Origin of the sequence: Dyadobacter sp. CY261 (assembly GCF_021440085.1) — a bacterium.
GTDB lineage: Bacteria > Bacteroidota > Bacteroidia > Cytophagales > Spirosomataceae > Dyadobacter.
The window spans coordinates 319,872-341,258 of record NZ_JAKCPW010000007.1 but is presented as its reverse complement, the minus strand read 5'-3'; the positions used below and the strand labels follow the sequence as shown (position 1 = coordinate 341,258).

13 protein-coding genes are annotated in these 21,387 nt (G+C 51.2%); 7 read left to right on the top strand and 6 right to left on the bottom strand.

Translation table 11 applies throughout. The features are described 5' to 3' along the window. Window positions 1-216: 216 nt before the first annotated feature. From LZD49_RS20840 to LZD49_RS20815, 6 genes are all read left to right on the top strand, one after another. Window positions 217-3,609 (top strand): TonB-dependent receptor, encoded by a 3,393-nt coding sequence (locus tag LZD49_RS20840; RefSeq protein ID WP_234669579.1) that lies wholly within the window; start codon window positions 217-219, stop codon window positions 3,607-3,609. A 25-nt stretch (window positions 3,610-3,634) separates the two neighbouring features. Beyond that, window positions 3,635-5,155 carry a RagB/SusD family nutrient uptake outer membrane protein gene (locus LZD49_RS20835; RefSeq protein WP_234669577.1) on the top strand — a complete coding sequence of 507 codons (1,521 nt, stop codon included), beginning with the start codon at window positions 3,635-3,637 and terminating at the stop codon, window positions 5,153-5,155. Continuing rightward, complete coding sequence (locus tag LZD49_RS20830; protein WP_234669575.1) at window positions 5,155-5,874, top strand: DUF1080 domain-containing protein; 720 nt, start codon at window positions 5,155-5,157, stop codon at window positions 5,872-5,874. The genes LZD49_RS20835 and LZD49_RS20830 overlap by 1 nt, the downstream gene beginning before the upstream one ends. Window positions 5,875-5,877: 3 nt before the next feature. Beyond that, entirely contained in the window at window positions 5,878-7,224 is a 1,347-nt protein-coding gene (locus tag LZD49_RS20825; protein WP_234669574.1) for a Gfo/Idh/MocA family oxidoreductase, read from the top strand. Window positions 7,225-7,326: 102 nt separating this feature from the next. Further along, window positions 7,327-9,027: a hypothetical protein gene (locus tag LZD49_RS20820; RefSeq protein ID WP_234669573.1), complete on the top strand. Its 1,701-nt coding sequence runs from the start codon at window positions 7,327-7,329 to the stop codon at window positions 9,025-9,027. 190 nt (window positions 9,028-9,217) lie between these two features. Then, window positions 9,218-10,072 carry an SDR family oxidoreductase gene (locus tag LZD49_RS20815; RefSeq protein WP_234669571.1) on the top strand — a complete coding sequence of 285 codons (855 nt, stop codon included), beginning with the start codon at window positions 9,218-9,220 and terminating at the stop codon, window positions 10,070-10,072. Between the two features lie 46 nt (window positions 10,073-10,118). Here LZD49_RS20815 and LZD49_RS20810 read toward each other — a convergent pair whose 3' ends face one another. The 6 genes from LZD49_RS20810 to LZD49_RS20785 all read right to left on the bottom strand — a co-directional run bounded on the left by LZD49_RS20810 (window position 10,119) and on the right by LZD49_RS20785 (window position 18,945). Beyond that, window positions 10,119-11,828, bottom strand: coding sequence for a RagB/SusD family nutrient uptake outer membrane protein (locus LZD49_RS20810; RefSeq protein ID WP_234669569.1), 1,710 nt, complete (start codon window positions 11,826-11,828; stop codon window positions 10,119-10,121). 33 nt (window positions 11,829-11,861) lie between these two features. Next, on the bottom strand, window positions 11,862-15,389 hold the full coding sequence (locus LZD49_RS20805; RefSeq protein WP_234669567.1) for a TonB-dependent receptor: 3,528 nt from the start codon (window positions 15,387-15,389) through the stop codon (window positions 11,862-11,864). A 141-nt stretch (window positions 15,390-15,530) separates the two neighbouring features. Beyond that, window positions 15,531-16,700, bottom strand: coding sequence for a FecR domain-containing protein (locus LZD49_RS20800; protein WP_234669565.1), 1,170 nt, complete (start codon window positions 16,698-16,700; stop codon window positions 15,531-15,533). 108 nt (window positions 16,701-16,808) lie between these two features. Continuing rightward, complete coding sequence (locus tag LZD49_RS20795) at window positions 16,809-17,375, bottom strand: RNA polymerase sigma-70 factor (RefSeq protein WP_234669564.1); 567 nt, start codon at window positions 17,373-17,375, stop codon at window positions 16,809-16,811. Window positions 17,376-17,605: 230 nt separating this feature from the next. Then, on the bottom strand, window positions 17,606-18,664 hold the full coding sequence (locus tag LZD49_RS20790; RefSeq protein WP_234669562.1) for a fatty acid desaturase: 1,059 nt from the start codon (window positions 18,662-18,664) through the stop codon (window positions 17,606-17,608). An 89-nt stretch (window positions 18,665-18,753) separates the two neighbouring features. Next, complete coding sequence (locus LZD49_RS20785) at window positions 18,754-18,945, bottom strand: cold-shock protein (protein ID WP_234669560.1); 192 nt, start codon at window positions 18,943-18,945, stop codon at window positions 18,754-18,756. Between the two features lie 272 nt (window positions 18,946-19,217). Here LZD49_RS20785 and LZD49_RS20780 point away from each other — a divergent pair, with 272 nt between their 5' ends. Then, complete coding sequence (locus tag LZD49_RS20780) at window positions 19,218-21,128, top strand: alpha amylase C-terminal domain-containing protein (RefSeq protein ID WP_234669557.1); 1,911 nt, start codon at window positions 19,218-19,220, stop codon at window positions 21,126-21,128. Window positions 21,129-21,387 lie beyond the last annotated feature (259 nt).

The following is a 21,387-nucleotide window of genomic DNA, read 5'->3' as shown; positions in this document are numbered from 1 at the left end:
TTCCCTGCCTATGCATTAAACCATGACTTTTCTAAAAAGAAAAAGAGCCGAGTGTGTTGAGACCACCTTCGACTCCGATTCCCTCTCTGAACCTGGCCGGGTCCTCATCTGCGAAGATGAACGGGAGGGGTTTTGCCAAACTTTTCTGAAACCTTAACAAAACATTCAAAATTAATGAAAAAACCGATACTTCTTCATCCTCTGCTTCGACATATTATGAGGATAACCCTACTCCATTCGTTGCTGATGGGCATGGCCATGACGATCGGGTTCGCGCGCGAGGTACGCACGCAGGACCTGCTCGACCATTCCATTTCCATTAAAGCCGAGAACCAGGAGCTCCGCAAAGTGCTCGACCGGATCGAGGGCATTGCAAGCGTGAAGTTCGTGTACAGTTCCAACACGATCCAGGCCGAGCGGAAAGTGAGCATTTCGGCTACCGACCGCAAATTGTCCGAGGTACTAAACCTGGTATTGCGCCCGTACAATATTTCATACCGCCTGGTAGGCGGGCAAATCCTGCTGCAATCGGGAAACGGACCGGGGCCGGACGGGGCCCGAAAAGCTGACCTGTCCGTAACGGGGCGGGTTACCGATGAAAAGGGAGACGGCTTACCGGGTGTGAGTGTGGTCGAAAAAGGCACGCAGCGCGGGACGGTGACGGATATCGAGGGAAAATTTTCCATTGAGGTCGGTCATGCGCAATCGGTGCTGGTATTGTCGTTTGTCGGGTATGTATCTCAGGAGATCACGGTAGGCAACCAAAGCGTGATCGACGTGCCGATGAAAGTGGATAGCAAAGCCTTGAACGAGGTGGTCGTGATCGGGTACGGTGCTTTGAAAAAAGGGGATCTGACGGGCGCAGTGGCCACCATTTCAGCCGATAAACTGAAAAGCAAAGCTTCCGTTTCCTATGGCGAGGCTTTGGTAGGACAAATGGCCGGTGTACAGGTGCAGCAAACCAATGGCGCACCGGGTGGCGAGGGCCTGAGCATACGTATCCGGGGCACGGGCTCCATTTCGGCCAGTAGCTCACCGCTTTATGTGATAGACGGCTATCCCATCGACAGCAGTGCGTTCTCCCTGGTCAACAGCTCCGATATTGAAAGCATTCAGGTACTCAAAGACGCTTCGTCGACCGCCATTTATGGTTCCCGAGGCGCTAACGGGGTTGTGATCATTACGACCAAAAAAGGCAGCGCAGGCGCTCCGACGGTTTCATTCAACACCTTCTTCGGCGTGCAGCAGGTCGCCCGGAAGATTGATATGATGAATACCCGGGAGTATATCGAGTTTTTCAAAGACGGCCACAACCAGGCCTGGCTCGACCGCACACCCATGCCCGGCGATCCGGTGCATACGATCCACGACAGTAATGAAATGCGGTCCAAATACACGAATTCAAACTTTTACATTATCCCCGAAGCATTTAATGACCCGTCCAAATTCCCGGACATCAACTGGCAGGACGAGATTTTCCGCAACGCATCTACCCAAAAACACGAGCTTTCAGTAAATGGCGGTTCCGAAAAGGTGCGCTATGCTGTTTCGGGAAGTTATACCAACCAGCAGGGCATTCTGATCAACACCGATTTCAAAAGATATAATATCAGGGCCAACATCACGAGCAATGTGACCAAAAAGCTGGAAGTGGGCGTGGCGGTGAGCTCTTATTACTCCGAAAACAATGAACTGGCCAATGGGAAGGACAGCCCACTTGCCTACGCATTGTACCTGCCGCCGATTTATCCCTTGCGTAACGCCGACGGCACCTACGGCTCACAGGTCCGCAACCCGGAAATCTGGGCGGGCGACGTAGCCAACCCGGTGAGCATTGCGGAGAATGTGACGAATTTCACCAAAAAGAATGCCGTAATAGGCTCGGTATATGCGGACTACGAGATTGTTCCCGGATTGAAATACCGCATCAGCTTGAATGCGAACCTTGAAAACCGCCGGTTAAAATACTACCAACCTTCGTTTGTAGACACCGACGGCTCGCGTGCACCCCGCATTGCAAATGCGCGTAGCGAAACGTGGTTTGGCGGCAACTGGCTGAACGAGCATACATTGACCTGGTCTAAAACCCTGGCCGAAAAGCACAATTTCAACCTGCTCGCGGGTTACACGGCCCAGAAATCATTTGGAGAAAGGAACCAGCTGCGCGCCCAGAACTTCCCGAACGACGCCGTGCGCACTTTGAGTGCCGGGCAGATCGTAGGTGGTACCAGCACCGAATACCGCAATTCGTTGATCTCCTACCTGAGCCGCCTGACCTATTCGTACGACGATAAATACCTGTTCTCGGCCAGCATCCGTCGCGACGGTTCCTCCCGCTTCGGTTCGGAAAACAAATGGGGCACATTCCCCTCCGCGTCTGTCGGCTGGCGCGTGAGTAACGAGGCGTTCATGCAGAATGTAAGCCAGATCTCCGACCTGAAAATCCGCGGAAGCTGGGGTTTGGTAGGGAACAACAAGATCGGCGATTACGACGCCATTGCGCGCACGGTCGTGAATTACTATCCGCTGAACAACACGCTTGTGAATGCGGTGAACCCTTTGAATTATCCCAACTCCCTCCTTGGCTGGGAGAAAACCATGCAATGGAACCTGGGCCTCGAACTCGGCCTTTTCCGCGACCGTGTGCGTTTAGAAGCGGATTTTTATAATAGTAAGTCCGTGGATTTGCTCCTGGATGTGCCGGTACCGACGATCAGCGGCTATGCTACCCAGCTGCAAAACATCGGAAAAGTACAGAACAAGGGGATGGAATACCTTGTCCGCACCCGCAACTCCGTAGGCGCATTTAAATGGTCGACTGATTTCAACATTTCTTTTAACCGGAACAGGGTCCTCGCACTCGGCTCCGACGCCCGCCCGATCTACGCAGGTGCGGCCAATGCGAACAATACCTTCATTACAACCATCGGCCAGCCCATCGCTACCTATTTTGGTTATCAATATGATGGTGTTTTCAGAAATCAGGCTGAACTCGACGCTGCGCCCCACCTCGTGAACGACCGTCCCGGCGATCCCCGCTATGTGGACGTCAACAAAGACGGCCAGATCACCGCTTCCGACAAAACCTTCCTGGGCAGCAACCAGCCGAAGTTCATTTATGGTTTCGGAAATGATTTTTCCTACAAAGGCTTCGACCTCAATGTGCAGCTAACCGGCTCTCAGGGTGCGAAACTGTTCAGCTTTTTCAACCGGATGATCGGCATTTACCATGGCGACCGCAATGGCCGTGCGAAGCTGAAAGACCGGTGGCGGTCGGAAGAAGAGCCAGGGTCGGGTGATATCCTGCGGGCTAACCGTGACCCGAAAGGTTTGCAGAAGGAGCCATCGAGCTACTGGGTGGAGAATGGTTCGTTCCTGCGTATACGCAACGTGTCGCTGGGCTATACTTTCGCTAGCGAGATGCTGCAACGCATTAAAGTGCGTTCGCTGCGTCTGTACGTGACAGGCCAGAACCTGTACACATTCACCAAATACCCGGGTTTCGACCCTGAAACTAGCAGCGAAGGAAATGGCCTTTCACGGGGCGGCGATTACCTGGGCTATCCGGCCGCGCGGACAGTCATTGCAGGGCTTAATGTAACATTCTGATTATTTTCCGGTAAAATTCATTCTTATGAAAAGATATATTATAGCAGCATTCCTCGTCGCGTCGTCGTTGTCGTGCAAGGAAAGCTTTATAGACCTGCAACCCATATCCGATATGAATGCGGGCAATTTTTATAAAACCGAGCAGGATATGAACCAGGCGGTAATGTCGCCCTACTCCTCGCTCCGCGACCTGTACAACCAGCTCTACATTTACACCGGCGAGATCCGCTCGGACAATACAACTTTTTCCTGGGTGCCGGGCAGTTCGAAGGACATGACTTCTATCGACAACTTCGGCGATGTGCTGCTTTCCGACAACCAGAACATCCTCAACCTCTGGAACCGCAGCTATATCACCATCCTGCGCAGCAACATCGTGCTTGATAAGATCGACGCCGTCGCATTCCGGGACGAGAAATTGAAAAACCAATACAAAGCCGAGGCGCGTTTCCTACGTGCATTGGTGTATTTCTGGCTGGTCAGGATTTACGGCGATGTGCCGAAGGTCGATAAGCAAATTTCCGTTCAGGAAGCTTACACCCTTGGCCGGGTGCCTGTGGAAGAGATTTACAATTTGGTGGTGGAAGATTTGAAATTCGCCGAAGCCAATCTTCCGGCCACCTATGCCTCAGCCGACCGCGGGCGTGTGACAATGGGCGGTGCCAAAGGCTTGCTTGCCAAAGTGTACATGTTTATGGCGGGTTATCCGCTGAAAAAAGGTGCTTCGCATTATGCGTTAGCAGAAGCCAAAGCACTGGAAGTGATCAATGACCAGCAATATTCGCTTTTGCCGGATTACAGGGCCGTTTTCGATGTCAAAAACGAAAACAATTCAGAATCGCTTTTTGAAGTACAATATAAAAAAGGCGGCCCCGCGCCCATCGTGACCGGCAGTCCTTGGAGCAACGATTTTGCGCCACGCTTTTCCAACAAAGAGGTGATCCCGGTAGGCGACAAATCAGGTTTCAACGCACCAAGCCCTTCCATGTCGGCTGCTTACGAGAAAGGCGATCCCCGAAAGGCCATTTCCATGGCCGACGGCTACGTATCCGACCCCGGCGGGCAGCAGGTCAATGAAAAGTATGTCAAAAAGTATTACGATGTTTCGTTCTCCGTCGCGCCCGACAATGATAACAACTGGCCCGAACTACGCCTGGCCGACATTTATCTGCTCTATTCCGAAGCGCTCGTGCGCCAGGGAAAACAGCAAGCCACTGCCCTCCTCTATCTGAACAAGATCCGCCAGCGCGCGCGTAACAGCGCGGGTGCGACTGCGGGCGCATTAGCCGATTACCCTGCATTCACCTCGGATGCGGATTTTCTGCTGGCCATTGAGAAAGAACGCCGCGTGGAGCTGGCTTTCGAAAACCACCGCTGGTTCGACCTTGTGCGTACCGAACGTGCGAAGGCGGTCATGAGCCAGGAGCAGAAAGAGCAAAATGGCTTCAATCCGGCCACATGGAGCGATAATATGCTGCTGTTCCCGATCCCGTTGCAGGTGATCCAGTCCAATCCCGAAAAAATCAAACAAAACCCTGGTTACTAATGTCAATGCAATCCAAAATGCTACGCGTGTTCGCGGGCGGAATACTCGCCTGGATGTTCATCTCCGCCGCCTTTGCCCAAAAAGACAACGCGCTCACTCCGAAAGAAAAGAAAGAAGGCTGGGTGCTTCTGTTCGACGGCGCCTCCACCAAAGGCTGGGCCACCACCGGCGGCAAACCGGTGCCCGCAGGCTGGGAAGTCAGAAACGGCACCCTTTCAACAAAAGAAGGTGGTAAGGGCGGCGACATCGTCAGCGACGGCGAGTTCTCCGACTTCGACCTCAAAGCCGATTTCAACATTGCGCCAGAGGGCAACAGCGGCCTCAAATATTTTTTTACCAAATACGAACAAGGCGGTAACCTGGGCTTCGAATACCAGATCCTCGACGACAAGCTGGCCGAGGACAACAAGAAAGCCAACCACCTCACCGGCTCTTTCTACGACGTCATGCCGCCCGACGAATCCAAAAAGAAAGTGCACGCGCCTGGTCAATGGAACACCCTGCGCATTGTAGCCAAGGGTAAAAACGTGCAGCATTATCTCAATGGCGTAAAAATCCTTGAATTTACCCGAAGCGGAAAGGTATATATTGACGCCGTGGCACTTAGTAAATTCAACAAGGCTGTTCCGGCATTCGGATCGGTGGAAAAGGGCCATATCCTGTTACAGGAACACGGGGCCGAGGTTTCATTCAAAAACATCAAAATCAAAGCATTATAAATCATGGCAAACAGACGCGAATTTTTGAAAACGACCGCCGCAGGAACGCTGGGCGTAGCTATCGGCGGCACGGCTATGGGTTTCAGTGCAAAAAGCTATAACCGCATTGTCGGTGCCAACGACCTGATCCGCGTAGCGACGATCGGGGTTAACAGCCGTGGCAAGAGTATGAGCGCGACTTTCGCCGGTCAGAAGAATGCCGAAGTGGGTATCGTGTGTGACGTGGACGAACGGGCTATCCCGAAAGCCATTCAGGCCGTGATGGACGCCAAACAAACCGCAACGCCGAAATCAGAAAAAGACTGCCGGAAAGTACTCGCCGACAAATCCATAGACGCCATTTACATTGCCACACCCGACCACTGGCACGCCCCACTGACGATCATGGGCTGCCAGGCGGGCAAGCACGTGTATGTGGAGAAGCCATTGAGCCACAACCCGCGCGAGGGTGAGCTGGCGATTGAAGCCGCGCGCAAGCACAAGCGCGTGGTGCAAATGGGCGCGCAGCGCAGGTCCGCACCGGTGCTCACGGAAGGCATCAAGCAATTACATCAGGGCATTATCGGCCGGGTGTACCTGGCTAAAACCTGGTATACCAACAAGCGCAAGGCCACTTTCCTGAAACCCGGCACCGTCCCTTCCTGGCTCGATTATGAACTGTGGCAGGGCCCGGCTCCGCGTATGCCGTATAAGGAAGGTCTGATCCATTACGACTGGCATTGGTTCTGGCACTGGGGGACCGGGGAGGCACTTAACAACGGGACGCATGAAGTGGATGTAGCGCGCTGGGGCTTGGGAGTAGACTTCCCCACCCGTGTGAGCTCTATCGGCGGACGGTACGAGTTCAAGGACGATTGGGAGACGCCCGACACGCAGGTGATCGCGATGGATTACCCGGGCCGCATTTCGCTGATCTGGGAATCGAGAAGTTCCAACGGCCGCAAGATCGAAGGCCAGGACCGTGGGATCATTTTTTACGGGGAAAACGGCAGCTTAGACACCGGTGGCGACAGCTACAAGGTGTACGACCTCGACGGCAAGCTGATCAAGGAAGTAAATTCCCCTACAGAAGAAGCTGGTATGCAGGGCCGTAACCTTGCCAGTCCGAGCCTGGGCATGGACAATCTCCACGTGGCCGATTTCCTGGACGCGATCCGCAACAACCGCAAACCCAACTGCGACGTCGAACTCGGTTACAAAAGCGTGGTAGCCATGCAGCTCGGCAACATCGCCTGGCGCGTGGGCCGCGACCTGAAAATAGACCCGAAAAACGGGCACATTATAGGCGATAAGGAGGCCGAGAAACTATGGTCACGCGAGTATGCCAAAGGCTGGGACCCGATCGTATAACCTGACCAACGCCCTGCAAGCCTTTGGTTCGCAGGGCGTTTTATACACGAAGCGGCACGGATTTTGAGGGGAGAGTCGACAGAATCTCTTGGTTTTGAAACTATGGTTTTACGTTTTCTGTCGGTTGCGGCTATCGGCCTGGTTGTTCTTGCCTACTTCCTTTATAATTTCTTCTTCTCTGTTAATTTCCCCTTTCAGGATGACTTTTTATTAATCCAGTTTATCGAAGTGGTCTCGCATGGCGGACTGAATTTTAGCGATATTACAAACGAGCTTTTTCGAACTTTCAATGATCACAAGGCAGCTGTGCCCCGCCTGATCGCGCTCATCGATTACAATCTTACCGGACACCTAAATTTTCGATTCTACATATTGCTGGTTCTGATCAACGTGATCTATATATTCAGCTTTATTCTGATACAGTTCAGGAAAACCCGCCTTCCCATTTACTACTTCCTGCCTGTCCCCTTCCTGTTTTTCCAGCCCTTGTTTCATGAAATCTCTGGCTGGGCATTAAACGGTATGCAGCATACGTTTCTAACTGCCTTTACCGTGACAGCCATATTACTGGTTTCCAGTCGTATACGAGGAGCATTCTACATGGCCATGCTTTGCTGCTTCCTCGCGACGTTTACGCACGGCAACGGCATTCTTTCCTTCGCAGCGATCATCTTTTACTTTTTGTGTTTCAAAAACTTCCGAAAAGCGATCATGACTTTCGTATCCATGGTTGGTTGCCTGGGAATTTATCTGGTCGACTACGAATCCGGCCAGGCTGTGAGATTACCCAAAGATGCCGCTTCCTTTCTGGCTTCCTTTTTCGGGTTCATCGGTTCGGAAGTGTCGCTATGGTCACACCCAAAATTACTATCGATAGTATGGGGCCTGGTTATCACCGCATTTATGACCTACCTCCTGGTAAAGATTGCCGGGACTTACTTTAATAAAACCGCCACGATAAAACCGGGAACGGTGGAACTGTTATCCCTTTTCGCGTTTATTGTAGTGACCAGTTTGGTAGTCGCATTATTCCGGTCCTGGACGGGAAGCACCATTGCGAGCCGCTTCCAGATCTACGCCGCGCTTTCGACTGTGTTGTTTTATATTCTAATGCTGGATTACACAGCATTTTTTAAGAAAACGAGTGTCCTGGTTGTTGTGACCGGTCTCAGTATCCTTTATTGGAGCTATTCACATTATTACTTTACCGGCGTGGTGGCGGCCAAGAAAACAACCTACCTTGCCGACCTGTATAACTGGCCTACTAACCGGACGATGTTCTCCGTAGAAAAAAGCATTCTGAAAAATGCAGATTTTTACCTGACACCAGCCTACGAGAAAGGTTTCTTTCAATTGCCTAAATCATTTACAGATAAGAATCAACTTGATTCCATGTTTCTGGCCAACCCGTCCGCTAATGGGGTCTACAAAATGTTTGTGGAAATCTGGCAGGTGGAGCGGGCTAACAGGGGCGGCAATGAAACCTTCGACCAGTTTTTCATCAGCAGCCTCGACGCCCCCCATCCAAAGCACGTCCTTGCCGATCGCTTTCTGGTTTTGAGCAACACGAAGCAGCATGTGGTTCACCTGATGTGTGCAAATCCAAAAATAGAAGGCCGTAAAAATTTCCTGACGGGCGGCGCCTATTACAAGCCGGGTTTCAATACAGTAATCCGCCGTGACGATCTCGCTCCGGGCAAGTATGAACTGGGTTTGCTCGACGTTGAAAATGACGGGCTACAAACATTTTACCGGCTCGACAAGTCGTTGCTGGTTGAGAACGAGCGCCTTTCCCTTCAATAGTTTGTCATTGGGAAGTGACAAACTATTTCTTTTTATATTCTGATAATCAATTGATTACACAGAATAACTTATTGAAAATAAATCCTCATATTTACTTCCACGAGACCCGTCAGAACGGACCAAAAGGCTTTGCTTTAACGGCCTTCGTGCCAATTAAATCAATCAGTTACACCCTCTTAAATTCAAATTCATGAAATCAGCCATCATTACCGGCGCCAGCAGGGGCATCGGGTTCGAAACTGCGCTTGCATTCGCAAGGGCCGGCTACAATGTATTTGCAACGGTACGTAATCCCGACGGCGTGGCCGAACTGAAGGAAACAGCGGCAAGAGAATCCTTGCCGATAAAAGTCCTGAAAATGGATGTCAACTCGGACGAATCGGTCAACGATTGCATTCATGCGATTTATGAGGAAACTGACACGATCGATGTACTGGTCAACAATGCCGGTATTGAGCGCCATGGGTCCATCGAAGAGATGACTCTGACCGATTTCAGAGATGTGATGGAAACAAATTATTTCGGTGTGCTCCGATGTACGAAAGCAGTCATTCCACAAATGCGTGCGAGCCGGGATGGCTGTATCATCAATATTTCTTCCGTTGCAGGTAAGATCGCCAATACGCCGCTCGGGGCTTATGCACCCACCAAGCATGCCCTCGAAGCGGTGAGTGAGGCATTGGCACAGGAACTGAAACAGCATCATATCCGGGTCGTGATCGTGCAGCCGGGAATCATCGATACCGATATGGCCCAGGCTTTAAAACCCGGCGTCAGTTCGATCTATCCGCAGGTAAACAGGTTTGGAGGCCTGTTCCAGGCTTCGCTCAAAAGCCCCAGACCATCGTCGATGGTGGCGGACAAAATTCTTGAAATTGCGGATAGCTCGTCCTGGCAATTACGTCACCCGGTCGGGCCCGATGCCGCTCCGTTTCTGGGATGGCGGGGCACGATGACCGACGAGCAATGGGTGGATTGGAACGCAGCCGAAGACGAAGTCTGGTTCGATGCCGTTCAGAATACGTTCGGCATGGATGTGAGGTAACGAACATTTTGGGGCAGAGCCGTTTCACGGCTCTGCTAAACCCCAATTACCATCCGGGATTTTGCGGATAAGGATCGCCCGTTACCACGGCATCTACCTGGTTTTGCGGAATGGGCCGCAAAAGATGTTTGGGGGACTGGATGTTCGGCGCGCTTTCCAGATTGTGCTTTTTCACCCGTTCAACCAGCTTTCCGGTCCGCACGAGGTCCCACCACCGCATATTCTCCCCACATAGTTCGCGGGAACGCTCGTCGAGGATAAAATCGAGTGTCAGATCGGAAGCTTTTACCCGCATTACCTGCGCATTCCCGCCCGGGTAAGCCGCCCGTTCACGGACCGCATTGATGTATGGCACCGCGGCGCCGGCCTGGCCGTCCATGAGCAGCGCCTCCGCTGCAATCAGATAGGTTTCCGCCAGCCGATATACAATTACTGGTCGGATCGACGGGTAATTCAAGTCGGCACGTTTGGTGTCGAAATATTTAAACATGGTCGGCGATAGCCTTATCGTGTAATTTTTTGGTGGAATCAACAAATAGGGCGCAGCAGCAACGGCTGCGTTGGAAACATCTTTGCCGGGCATATAAATGGCCGTGTCACCCACACTGAATTTCAACCCACCCGGCTGCGCATTGGCCGGTGCACCCGGCGGAAGCGTCGCGGGCCAGCGGGAAATGGACGCGGCATTATTGGAATACCAGACCGTCTGAAATGTTTTACCATAACGCGTGTCGTTGGTCCGGTCGGCAAATACCGTGTCGGTAAGCCAGCGGGTAGGCACGCATCGGATATACGGCCTCCCGTAGTTGACGTCCCGCTTCATCCCAGGCTGGTTTTCATATTGTGGTACCCACATGTGGTTCAGCACATTATCAGCACCGCCGCTGTTGTTTGGGCCATTGTAGGCAAGGTTGGATGTATGCTGAACTGTCCACAATACCTCCCTGCTGCCTTCATTGCCTTCCGCATGCACCTGCCCAAAGTCCTGCAAGAGGCCAAGGCCCAGCGAAGCGCCGCTTTCGATCAGCCCGGTAGCGATGGTATGGGCATTCTTGTAATCATCGCCTTTGGCTGCGACAGACCCGGCACGCGTGAGGTACACCTTCGCCAGCAGGTGTTTTGCGGCCGCAGCGGTAGCTTTGCCTGGGAGCACGCCACCGGTCACCGGGCTTGCTGGCAGCGTTTTGACAGCCTCATTTAAGTCCTCGATAATGAAATCATACACTTCGGCCATCGGTGAACGGGAAGCCGACGTACTTGGCAGCGACTGGAAAGTCTTGTTGAGCGTCACATCTCCCCAGAATTGCACGAGAATAAAGTAAAAATTCGCACGGAGGAATTTGGCCTCAGCCACCATCCTCTTCTTTTCGGTCTCGTCGATGCCAGTTATTTTTTCGGCATTATCCACCAGTCCGTTACAGGTATTGATGAATGTGTAGCAGTTTGTCCAGGTATTCGTCACCTGCCCATTGTTGGGAAGATAATTGCTGTTGTACTTGTTAATGTTATTATTCCCGTCCTGACCGGTAAAAAATTCGTCGGTGCCGATTACGGTGATGGTGAACAGGTCCTGGTTCCCCCAGAACATACGCGTGCCGGCGTAAGCCGCGTCGAGCCCCGATCTGAAGCCTTGCGCCGTACTAAAAAATGCGGGTGTCAGGATCGATTTTGGTTCTTCAATAAGCTTCTCGTCACAGGAAGGCAATATGCCGAATCCCAGAAGGCAAACCGCTGCTATGGATAATATTTTTTTCATTGATCGTATTCTTAAAATGTAAAATACTGTATTTCAAAAAGATACATTTACACCAAAGATCATGGAGTAAGTAGCTGGGGTGTCCACGTTGATGGAACCGCCTTCCGGGTCGATGCCATTGTATTTATTGCGGTAAGGCGAGAAGAGGATAAATGCATCGTTGGCGGTTGCATAAAGCCTGGCCGATTTACACCCGATCCGTTTCAAGAGGCCCTGTGGCAAATTGTAACCCAGGCTCAAACTCCTGATTTTTAGAAAACTCGCATTGAAATACCCCATAGTGGAATTGAATGGCGTGTTGGTGGCAGCCGAGTTCGGTTTTGGGTAGAAATTCTGTCCATTTGTCGGTGTCCAGTAGTCCACCACAAGATTGTTGTAGTTTCCCTGAAATGTATTGGCAAAGCCACTGTTATGCATCCGGCTGATCAGTAACCCTCCTACCCGTGCAAAACCCACTATCGTAAAGTCGAAGCCTTTGTAAGCCACACGGTTGGTAAACCCGCCCTGCCATTTTGCTTGCTGGGAACCCACGATAACACGGTCGTTGGCATTGATCACTTCATCCCCGTTGGTGTTTTCAACTTTGATCGTTCCGATAACCGACCCTGTACCGGTCACGGATAGGGCGAGCTTTTTGGCCGCGGCACTATCTGCGGCGGTGTTTTGCCAGATGCCGGTTTTTTTGTAATCGAAAATGGTTCCGACAGGCTCTCCGACAAACCAGTTGTTGGCAATATCACGCGTTACGTTATTGGCCAGCTGCACAATTTTTCCGCGGTTCAGGAAAAAGTTCAGGTCTGTGGTCCAACTGAATTTATCCCTGCCATTACCGGGAATATTGATCAGGCTGAGCTGTATCTCCAAACCCTGGTTCTCTGTCTTACCCACATTTGTCAGGATGGAATTGGGAATGCCGGTGGTAGGCGGCAGGTTCTGCGGCAAAAGCAGGTTATTGGTTTTCTGCTGATAGTATTCAACCGAACCGCTGATCCGATTGTTACGCAGCCCGAAATCCAGCCCTACGTTGAACGAACTGGTATACTCCCATTCGAGCGACGGGTTGGGCGTGTTGGTCGGATAGGTGCCGGTAACATTGGTTGAACCATAGTTATAAACCAGGGGCGTCAGCCTGCCCAGCGTCGAGTACGGGCTGATCCCCTGATTACCCACGGTGCCATAACTTGCACGCAGTTTAAGGAACGTTACCTCGGTCATTGTTTTCATAAACGGCTCCTCGCTCAGGTTCCAGGCCACGGCCGCCGATGGAAATACATGAAATTTGTTACCGGGCGCCAGGCGGGAAGAGCCATCCGAACGCATCGTGAGCGTGACAAGGTATTTATCATTGAATCCATAATTCAGCCGCCCCATGTAAGATATGATCGCCCATTTCTCGTAGTTGCCCGTACCGGTAAGGTTTGCACCCAGTTGAGGATTGGTGTTTTCCAGCACGTCGGCCAGGATTGTGTTGTTATTGAACTCGTTGGTCTGATTCTGCGATTCCTGCAAACTGTATAATCCCGTAAAATTGAGCTTATGGCGCCCGGCGAACGTTTTGTCGTAAATGACCATATTTTCGAGCGTATAGTCTGTGCGAAAGCCGGTGCTGTTGCGGGAAGTCGATAAGCCACCGAGGTTGTTCGAAGTGGCGCTTCCGTAAAAATTCCCGTACACATCCGAGCGTACCTCTGTCCCTGCATTGAAGCGGTACCGGAGCCCTTTGGCCAGATTGACATCCGCATAAAGCGTCGTGAATGTCCCGAGCCTGCGGCGGTTTTCCACTACCGCCCCGTCGACGAAATTGGCGAGCGGGTTCCATACCTGATTGGCACTTCCGGGCACAAAACCCCACAAATTCCCATTGGCATCGTAAGGGGTCGTCAGCGGGCTCGCGCGCAGCACCTGCCCCATCGGATTGGCATTTTCACCTTCGTTCCGGCTAAAAGTGTTGATCGAACTCAGTCCGATCTTGATAAAACGTCCCAGTTGCTGATCAATGCTCAGCTTGGCAGCAAAGCGGTCGAAGGCCTGGCCGGGATAAATGCCCGTTTCCTTGAAATAGCCTCCCGAAAAAGCATACTGGGTTTTGCCCGTGCCGCCCGAAACACTCACCTGGTGGTTGGTCATGATGCCGGTTTTGTAAATCAGGTCCTGCCAGTCGGTGCTTCTGTTCATATTAATCGACTCCACTTCCTGCGGATCGAATGTACCGTCGGTCAAAAACTTAGGATCATCGAGACCGGTGTAAGTACCGGCCGCCGATCCGTTGATCCTCGACCATTTTTTAAGGTCACGAAATTGCGGCCCGTTCATGATATGGAACTTGCCCAGGTTTTTGGTAACACCCACATAGCCGCTGTACGACACCTGCATATTGCCATCTTTCCCCCTTTTGGTCGTGACAAGTATCACCCCATTAGCACCGCGTGAACCGTAGATGGCTGTCGAAGACGCGTCTTTCAGCACTTCAACCGAAACAACGTCATCGGGATTCAGGTCATTGATACTCCCGTTGAAAGGCAGTCCGTCCACCACGAACAGCGGATCGTTTCCCGCTCCCAGGGAACGGTTACCCCTGATCCTGATCACCGGCGGGGAACCGGGCTTGCTGTTGCCGCCATTCTTCTGGATGTCGATGCCGGCAGCCCGGCCCTGCAGTGCTTCCGACAAATTCGTTACGGGCACATCGCGGAGCGATTGTTCGTTCACCGAGGCAATGGCCCCTGTGATGTCGGACTTCCTTTGCGTACCGTAACCCACCACCACCACCTCTTCGAGTGCCTTCGTATCCACCTTTAAAGTAATGTCCAGCTTCGACCGGCTTCCTACCTGCACTTCCTGGGGCAAATAGCCAACAAATGAAAAAACCAGCACCGCTTTCCCGTCAGGAACTTCGAACTGAAAGTTTCCGCTTTCATCGGTAGTGGTACCCCGCTGCGTGTCTCTCTGCAATACACTTACACCGGGCAGCCCATCGCCCCGCTCGTCGGCAACCCTACCCTGTACACGGATATCGGGGAGGCGGTAATCGCCGATTCTATTGCCTGGCCCGGGAGGGATTTTATTGGCAAAACCATTCGAAGCATCCGGTACCTGGTCCCGGCGCAGAATCGGCACAATCCCCTGCTGAGGCCGCAACATTTCCTTCTTCCTGATTACGATCATCTTGTCGATAATCGAATATTGCAGCAACTCATTGTGCAGCAAAAGATCCAATGCCTGCGCTAGCGGTACATTCCGGACCGATATATTCACCTTCCTGGACGCATCCAGGATATGGCTTTCGTACCAGAAAATATAGCCCGTCTGGTTTTTGATTTCTTTAAATACTTTTTCCAGCGAGGCATTTTTCTTCGAGAGGGTAACGGTTTGCGCATTGCCGTCCGCGAAAACGTGTATGCAAGCGCAAGCGATCAGGAAGGCTGTGATTTTGATCTGCATGACGATTCGTTTTTTGATGACCGGATCCAGCCGGATCAGCGTGGGCAGTTTCGCGGAATGAATTCCGGAAAACTGACCTGTTTTTTGGGCAACAGAAATGCCGTAAGTACAAAAATTCATACTTTTGCTTCGTTTGGGTTAAATGAAAAAATAATCTGTGGAAAGATTCTTTGCCGGTTACCGGCGCTTCGTTTGGCCCTGATCTACCGTCTTTCGGGAGGGTAGTCGCCGGAAGTGTTGGTCGCACTTCCGGTTTTCTTTTCAGGGGCTTACAAGAATGACTTTGTTCCTGATTTCGAAATGGATATTGTTCAGTTCAAGCACTTTGAGTACGCCAGAAAGGTTTGACTTTCGGGAAATACCACCGGTAAACAGGCGTCGCGGGATTTCACCCCGATATTCGACCCGCACATCGTACCACCGTTCAATCTGTCGCATAATCGTTTCGATATCCGCGTCTTCGAAAGAAATAATGCCGTTTTTCCACGAAATAGACTCTCGCGCATCTATGTCGCTACGGACTACAAATCCCTTTTTACCGTCATACACGCATTGCTGTCCGGGCCGCAGCAGGCTGCTGCCTGGCTTTCCGGGCTTGGTTACGCGCACGCTTCCTTCCAGTAATGTCGTTTTGATCGTACGCTCTTCGGCATAAGCCATAATATTGAAATGCGTCCCAAGAACCTCCACCGTCTCGCGGTCATTGACGTTGATCCGGAATGGTACCGACCTGCCATTCAAGCGGGATTTGGCCACTTCGAAATAACCTTCGCCGCAAAGCCGCACGGGCCTTTCGCTTCCGGTGAATGTAGTGGGGTATCTGAGCGACGACGACGCGTTGAGCCATACCTTGCTGCCGTCGGGCAGTACGACCCTGAACTGTCCGCCGCGTGGTGTTGAAATGGTATTGTAGGTTGGCGCGCTGGTCTTGCTGCCTTCTTTCGCCTCGTAAATGAGTTCGCCGTCTTTCTTCCGGATGCTGAACTGAGATTCCAGTTTGAGCGCACCGTCAGCCAGTTCGTCCAGTATAAGCACTGAACCGTCTCCCAACGTAAGCGTGGCCTTGTCGCTTCCCGGCGCGACGTCCGTCACAACCGAAACCGGAACGTCTGTCTCCATTGCCTGATGCTTCATTAAAAAATAAGCACCTGCGCCCAGCAAAAGGAACACAAGGGCGGCTGCCACCGATGGCCTGAATAGCCAGAACCTCCGGCGATGTTCGGTCTGTGAGATCCTGTCACGGATATCGGCTAGCAGACGGTCGCGGTGTTCCTGTTCATCGGATGCGTGCGACGTGGGTATTTGTACTTCCTCGTCCTGGTTATGGTTATACCAGTCGGCAAACTCCTGCCGTTCCTCAGAAGTGATCGTGCCGGTCATCCATTTTCCGGCAAGTTCGAGATATCGTGCGTCAGGCGGTTTAGGGGACATCGGTTTAAAGGCTTTTCTTATAAGTTCCTTTAAGCAAACCGATCCCTTAGTCGGAGGAGAAAAAAAATGTATTATTTTTTTAAAAAATTATATTTGATAGCGAATTTGCTACAATACGAAGGAAAAAAGGAATTGATTCAAACCGGTACGAAGCGTTTTTAGCGCCTTTCCAAGATGTGCTTCCACGGTCTTTTCAGAAATGCCCAGTTCTTCTGCTATCTGCCTTTGCGAATAACCCGACTCCCGGCTCATTTTGTATACCAATCTGCATTTCTCCGGCAGTTCGGCCACCAGATCGCTTAGCCGCCGCTGCAACTCTTCGAATTCCAGCCATTGCTGCGTAGAATCGTCTATCAGGTCGTATTGAAACGAGCGATCATCGCCAAACCTGCTTTTCAGATTTTGTTTGGCGAGGGATTTGATAACCCGGTATTTGACCGAAACAGCGAGGTAATTTTTAAGTGAAGATGTCAGTTTGAGCTCCTCTTTCCTTCTCCACAATGAAACGAAAATATCCTGCACGATTTCCTCCGCTTCATCCAGGTCGCCCGTTTTATTCGTCGCGATCACCAGCAACGTTTTCCAGTACCGGTTATAAAGTTCCGTAAACCCGCTCTCATGCCCGGATCGCATTAAATCGAGCAATTCCAGATCCGTGCGTTGCGTTAGGGACATAGCTTTAACCGATACAAAATATCATTTAAACAATGGCAAACATAACGATTAAAATACAAAAATACCGACCCATACAGCCAGCGTATGATCATGACACGTCAGGCATCCTGTAATTGACTACCCCGTTTGACTAATTCTGAGGCTATTCACCCTGAGCGGGGCGATGTAATTCAAAAAAAAACTGCCGCCCACAGACTAGCGGGCGGCAGTTTTTCATATTCTATTAAAATCTATACTTCCCGTAATTCCTCCTGTGGAAGGCTCTTCCCTTCCCGGTGTGGACGTTCGTAACGTTCGTAAAAATCTTCCTTCGAGTCCTGATAACTGGATACCGCACCCAGCATACTCAGCAACTTGATATAATACCAGGCCATATCTACCTGATGCGGTTTGAAGCCGCTTCGAGCGCTGCGGGGATACAAATGATGGTTGTTATGCCACTCGCCCGCCACAATACCCGGCCAGAGTTGATTCACCGACATGTCTCTGCGATTATAATCGATGCCCTCGCGCTGTCTGTTTTCGCCTTTACCATGTCCTTCGTAATTAAAAGTACGCACGCCGACAGCCCAGAACCCGGCTGCTCCAAACAACGTACAAGCGAGCGCATGACCGCCGAGCAAAAAGAAAGCTCCATACCAGAATGACCAGTTCGCTAACGTATAAAGAATAGCCCTGCCGGGATTCTGGTAGGATCCCCACTTAACGTATTGCTTGTAGGTATTGGCACGAATGCCAGTGTGCCTCATCATTGATCTAACCCGGCCATATTGCGCCTCATTCAGGTCCCATGCGATGGGCTGGTGGTTTACATCTGCCAGAAAACAGTAGAGGAAACCGCCTTGCGCATTGTAGGGATCGCCAGGCTGGTCGGATTTGACGTGATGAACGTGATGCGAGACCACGTATATCTCTTCCGGGATCATGCTGACCGTCAGATTTTGTGTTACGAACTGCCAGAACCTGTTACGGAACGTGTATGCGCGATGTGTACAGTACCGATGGTGCCAGATGGTACCATGCGTGCCCATTATGAACATGCTGTACACAAACGCGGCCAGAAGCAGTCCCCAGCTGAAAAATTTGAAAATGAACAGCGCCAGGAACGGCACCATGATCAAGACTTTTAGCCAGCTCATAAACGGCAGCCAATTCCGCTTGTCGCGAATGACATTCAGGCGGTGAAAAAATTCCTTGAAGAGCTGGCCGGGAGAAGGCTTAACCAAGTTGCCCGACTCATCTTGCCATCCGTACGACGGCCGGCGTAGCACAATATCAATGAAAGCCATAAAAATTTGGTGCTATGGTTAACGTATGTCTAACAACAAAAATCCTCCCATGCCGGGAGGATCTTCTGCTTGCTATATGATGTAGCTAATTAAAGTAAAGTCACATTAACTGCGTTCAATCCTTTTCGGCCGTTTTCAACTTCGTAAGTTACACGGTCGTTTTCGCGAATGTTGTCTTTCAAGCCTGTTGTGTGTACAAAAATGTCGTCTCCGCCATTTTCGGGAGAAATGAATCCGAAGCCCTTCGATTCATTAAAAAACTTAACCGTTCCTGTGTTCATAATATTTTATTTGTATATTTTTCAAAGATACGGTACCAAATCCGGAAATGAAATTATTGCAACTATTTATTTTAAAAAAATAAGCTCCGTCTGCCACCGATAAGGCAGAAACCCGAAAACCTGCAACAGGCAAAAAAAGGACGTCTCGAACCGATTAATAAGTTTGTCTTCTTACGAAGCCGTACCTGGTGAAGTTGATAGCTGGCTTCCTCCGACATTGATTAACTTTAATCAGATGCCACTCCGGCCACATTTCAACGATCCTCAACACTATGGCAACTTCACTCCAACACATCCATGATCATTCGCCCATGGGCGCAAACCTGATTGCCGACGGCGCTATTTTCAAAACATGGGCGCCCTATGCGCAAGCCGTTTATGTGATCGGCGAATTCAACCAATATGCACGCAACGATGCCAGCCTGCTAAACCGACAGATTGACGGTGTTTGGGCCGGGTTTATCCCCGGGGTCGAAGACCGGCAACGTTACAAATTTTACGTCATCGGCGAGGGAAGCGAAGGCCCTAAACGGGATCCCTATGCCCGCGAGCTGCAAACTCCATTTCCGAGCGACTGTATCATCCGCAAACCCGACTTTCCCTGGCATGAAACAGGTTTCCAAACACCCGCTTTTGAAGACTTTCTGATCTACCAGTTACACGTGGGTACATTTTTTACCCCACGTCTGCCTAAGGGAGGCACCTTTCTAGATGTTGCCCTCAAAATTCCACACTTCGCGAACCTGGGCATTACTGCCATTCAACTCCTTCCCATCCAGGAGTTTCAAACGGAATTCAGCCTGGGCTATAACGGCACCGACTATTTCTCGCCGGAAATGGATTTTGCTGTTGAGGACGCATTTATCGAAACTTATCTCGCACCCATTAACGCATTGCTAAGTGACCATGGTCAAGCTCACTATCATCCTGGTGACCTGCGGGGAGAGATGAACCAGCTCAAGGCCCTGATCGACCTTTGCCACGTTTATGGAATAGCGGTCATATTGGATGTGGTTTATAACCATGCCGGAGGTGATTTCGGGGCGGAAAGCCTGTATTTTTTTGACCGTCAGTCGTTCGACAATGGCGGAAACCTGAACTCACTTTATTTTACGGACAAAGGCCATGCGGGAGGGCTCGTTTTCGATTTTGCCAAGCCCGAAGTCCGGGAATTCCTGATCCAGAATGCCCGGTACTTTCTGGACGAATACCGCATAGATGGCATCAGGTACGACCAGGTCAGCGTCATCGACCATGATGGCGCTCCTCATGGGTGGGATTTTTGCCAGGATTTGACTTCTACCCTCAAATACCACAGACCCTCCGCACTCCATAAAGCAGAATATTGGAATGTCAACCCTTTTATAGTAAAACAGCCCCCTACCGGCGCGGGTTTCGATACTACTTTAACTGACGGATTGAGGATCGCATTGCGGGATGTCATTGCCAACTCCAGCCGCCCCGACGAACGCCCGCTACCCATGCAACGGCTTGGACAAAGCCTGTGGCCGGAAGGTTTCCCTGAACACTGGCGATTTGTACAAGGGCCGGAAAATCACGATATCGTTTATCTGAACCGGGAACCCCGCATCGCGCGCCTGGCCGATCCGTCCAATCCGAGGTCATGGTTCGGACGCAGCCGCAGCAGGGTTGCTGCCGCCATCAGCCTCACAGCCCCGGGAATACCGATGCTTTTTATGGGCCAGGAGTTTTTGGAAGACAAACCATGGTCCGATAACCTGGAATTCCACCAGGACCTCTTGCTACACTGGAAAGGCATCGACCAGGACGACAAACAGATGACGGATCACATACGGTTTTGGAAAGATGCCATCGCTTTGCGGCATAACCATCCCGCATTGCGCGGCCAGGGCTTCCGGGCCATTCACAGCCATGACGAAAATCGCGTGCTGGCCTGGCATCGCTGGACGGAACAAGGCGGTGACGTAATAATCGTCGCTCACCTGGCCACGCACGCCCACTACGATTACCGTGTAGGGTTTCCCAAGCCAGGAAAATGGCGTGAGATTTTCAATAGCGACTTTTACGAAAACTATCCCAACCCTGACGTTACCGGGAATAATGGGTCGGTTGAAGCGCAGGCTCTGCCGTTGCATGGCTTCGCGTATTCGGCTCCTTTGACCCTGCCGGCGAATAGTTTGCTCGTGTTTTCGCAGGCGTGATTAGGCAGGCGCCGGAGTTAGTTTACAGCCATAGTGCGACCAGCCCGGTGGGTCTGGGCAGGAAGGGCGTTTGATCATTGACAGTGTCTTACGGAATCCCCTAATCGCCGTTAAATAAATTATATAATCCTCTAAATAATTTTTTGAATATATTAATGAGGACGTTACTTCGAATTGCCTCGGGAAAATTTCATTATCAACGGGAGAAACAACAGACGTTCCCTCATTTTACCCAATTGTCTTCTAAACTTCCAAAATA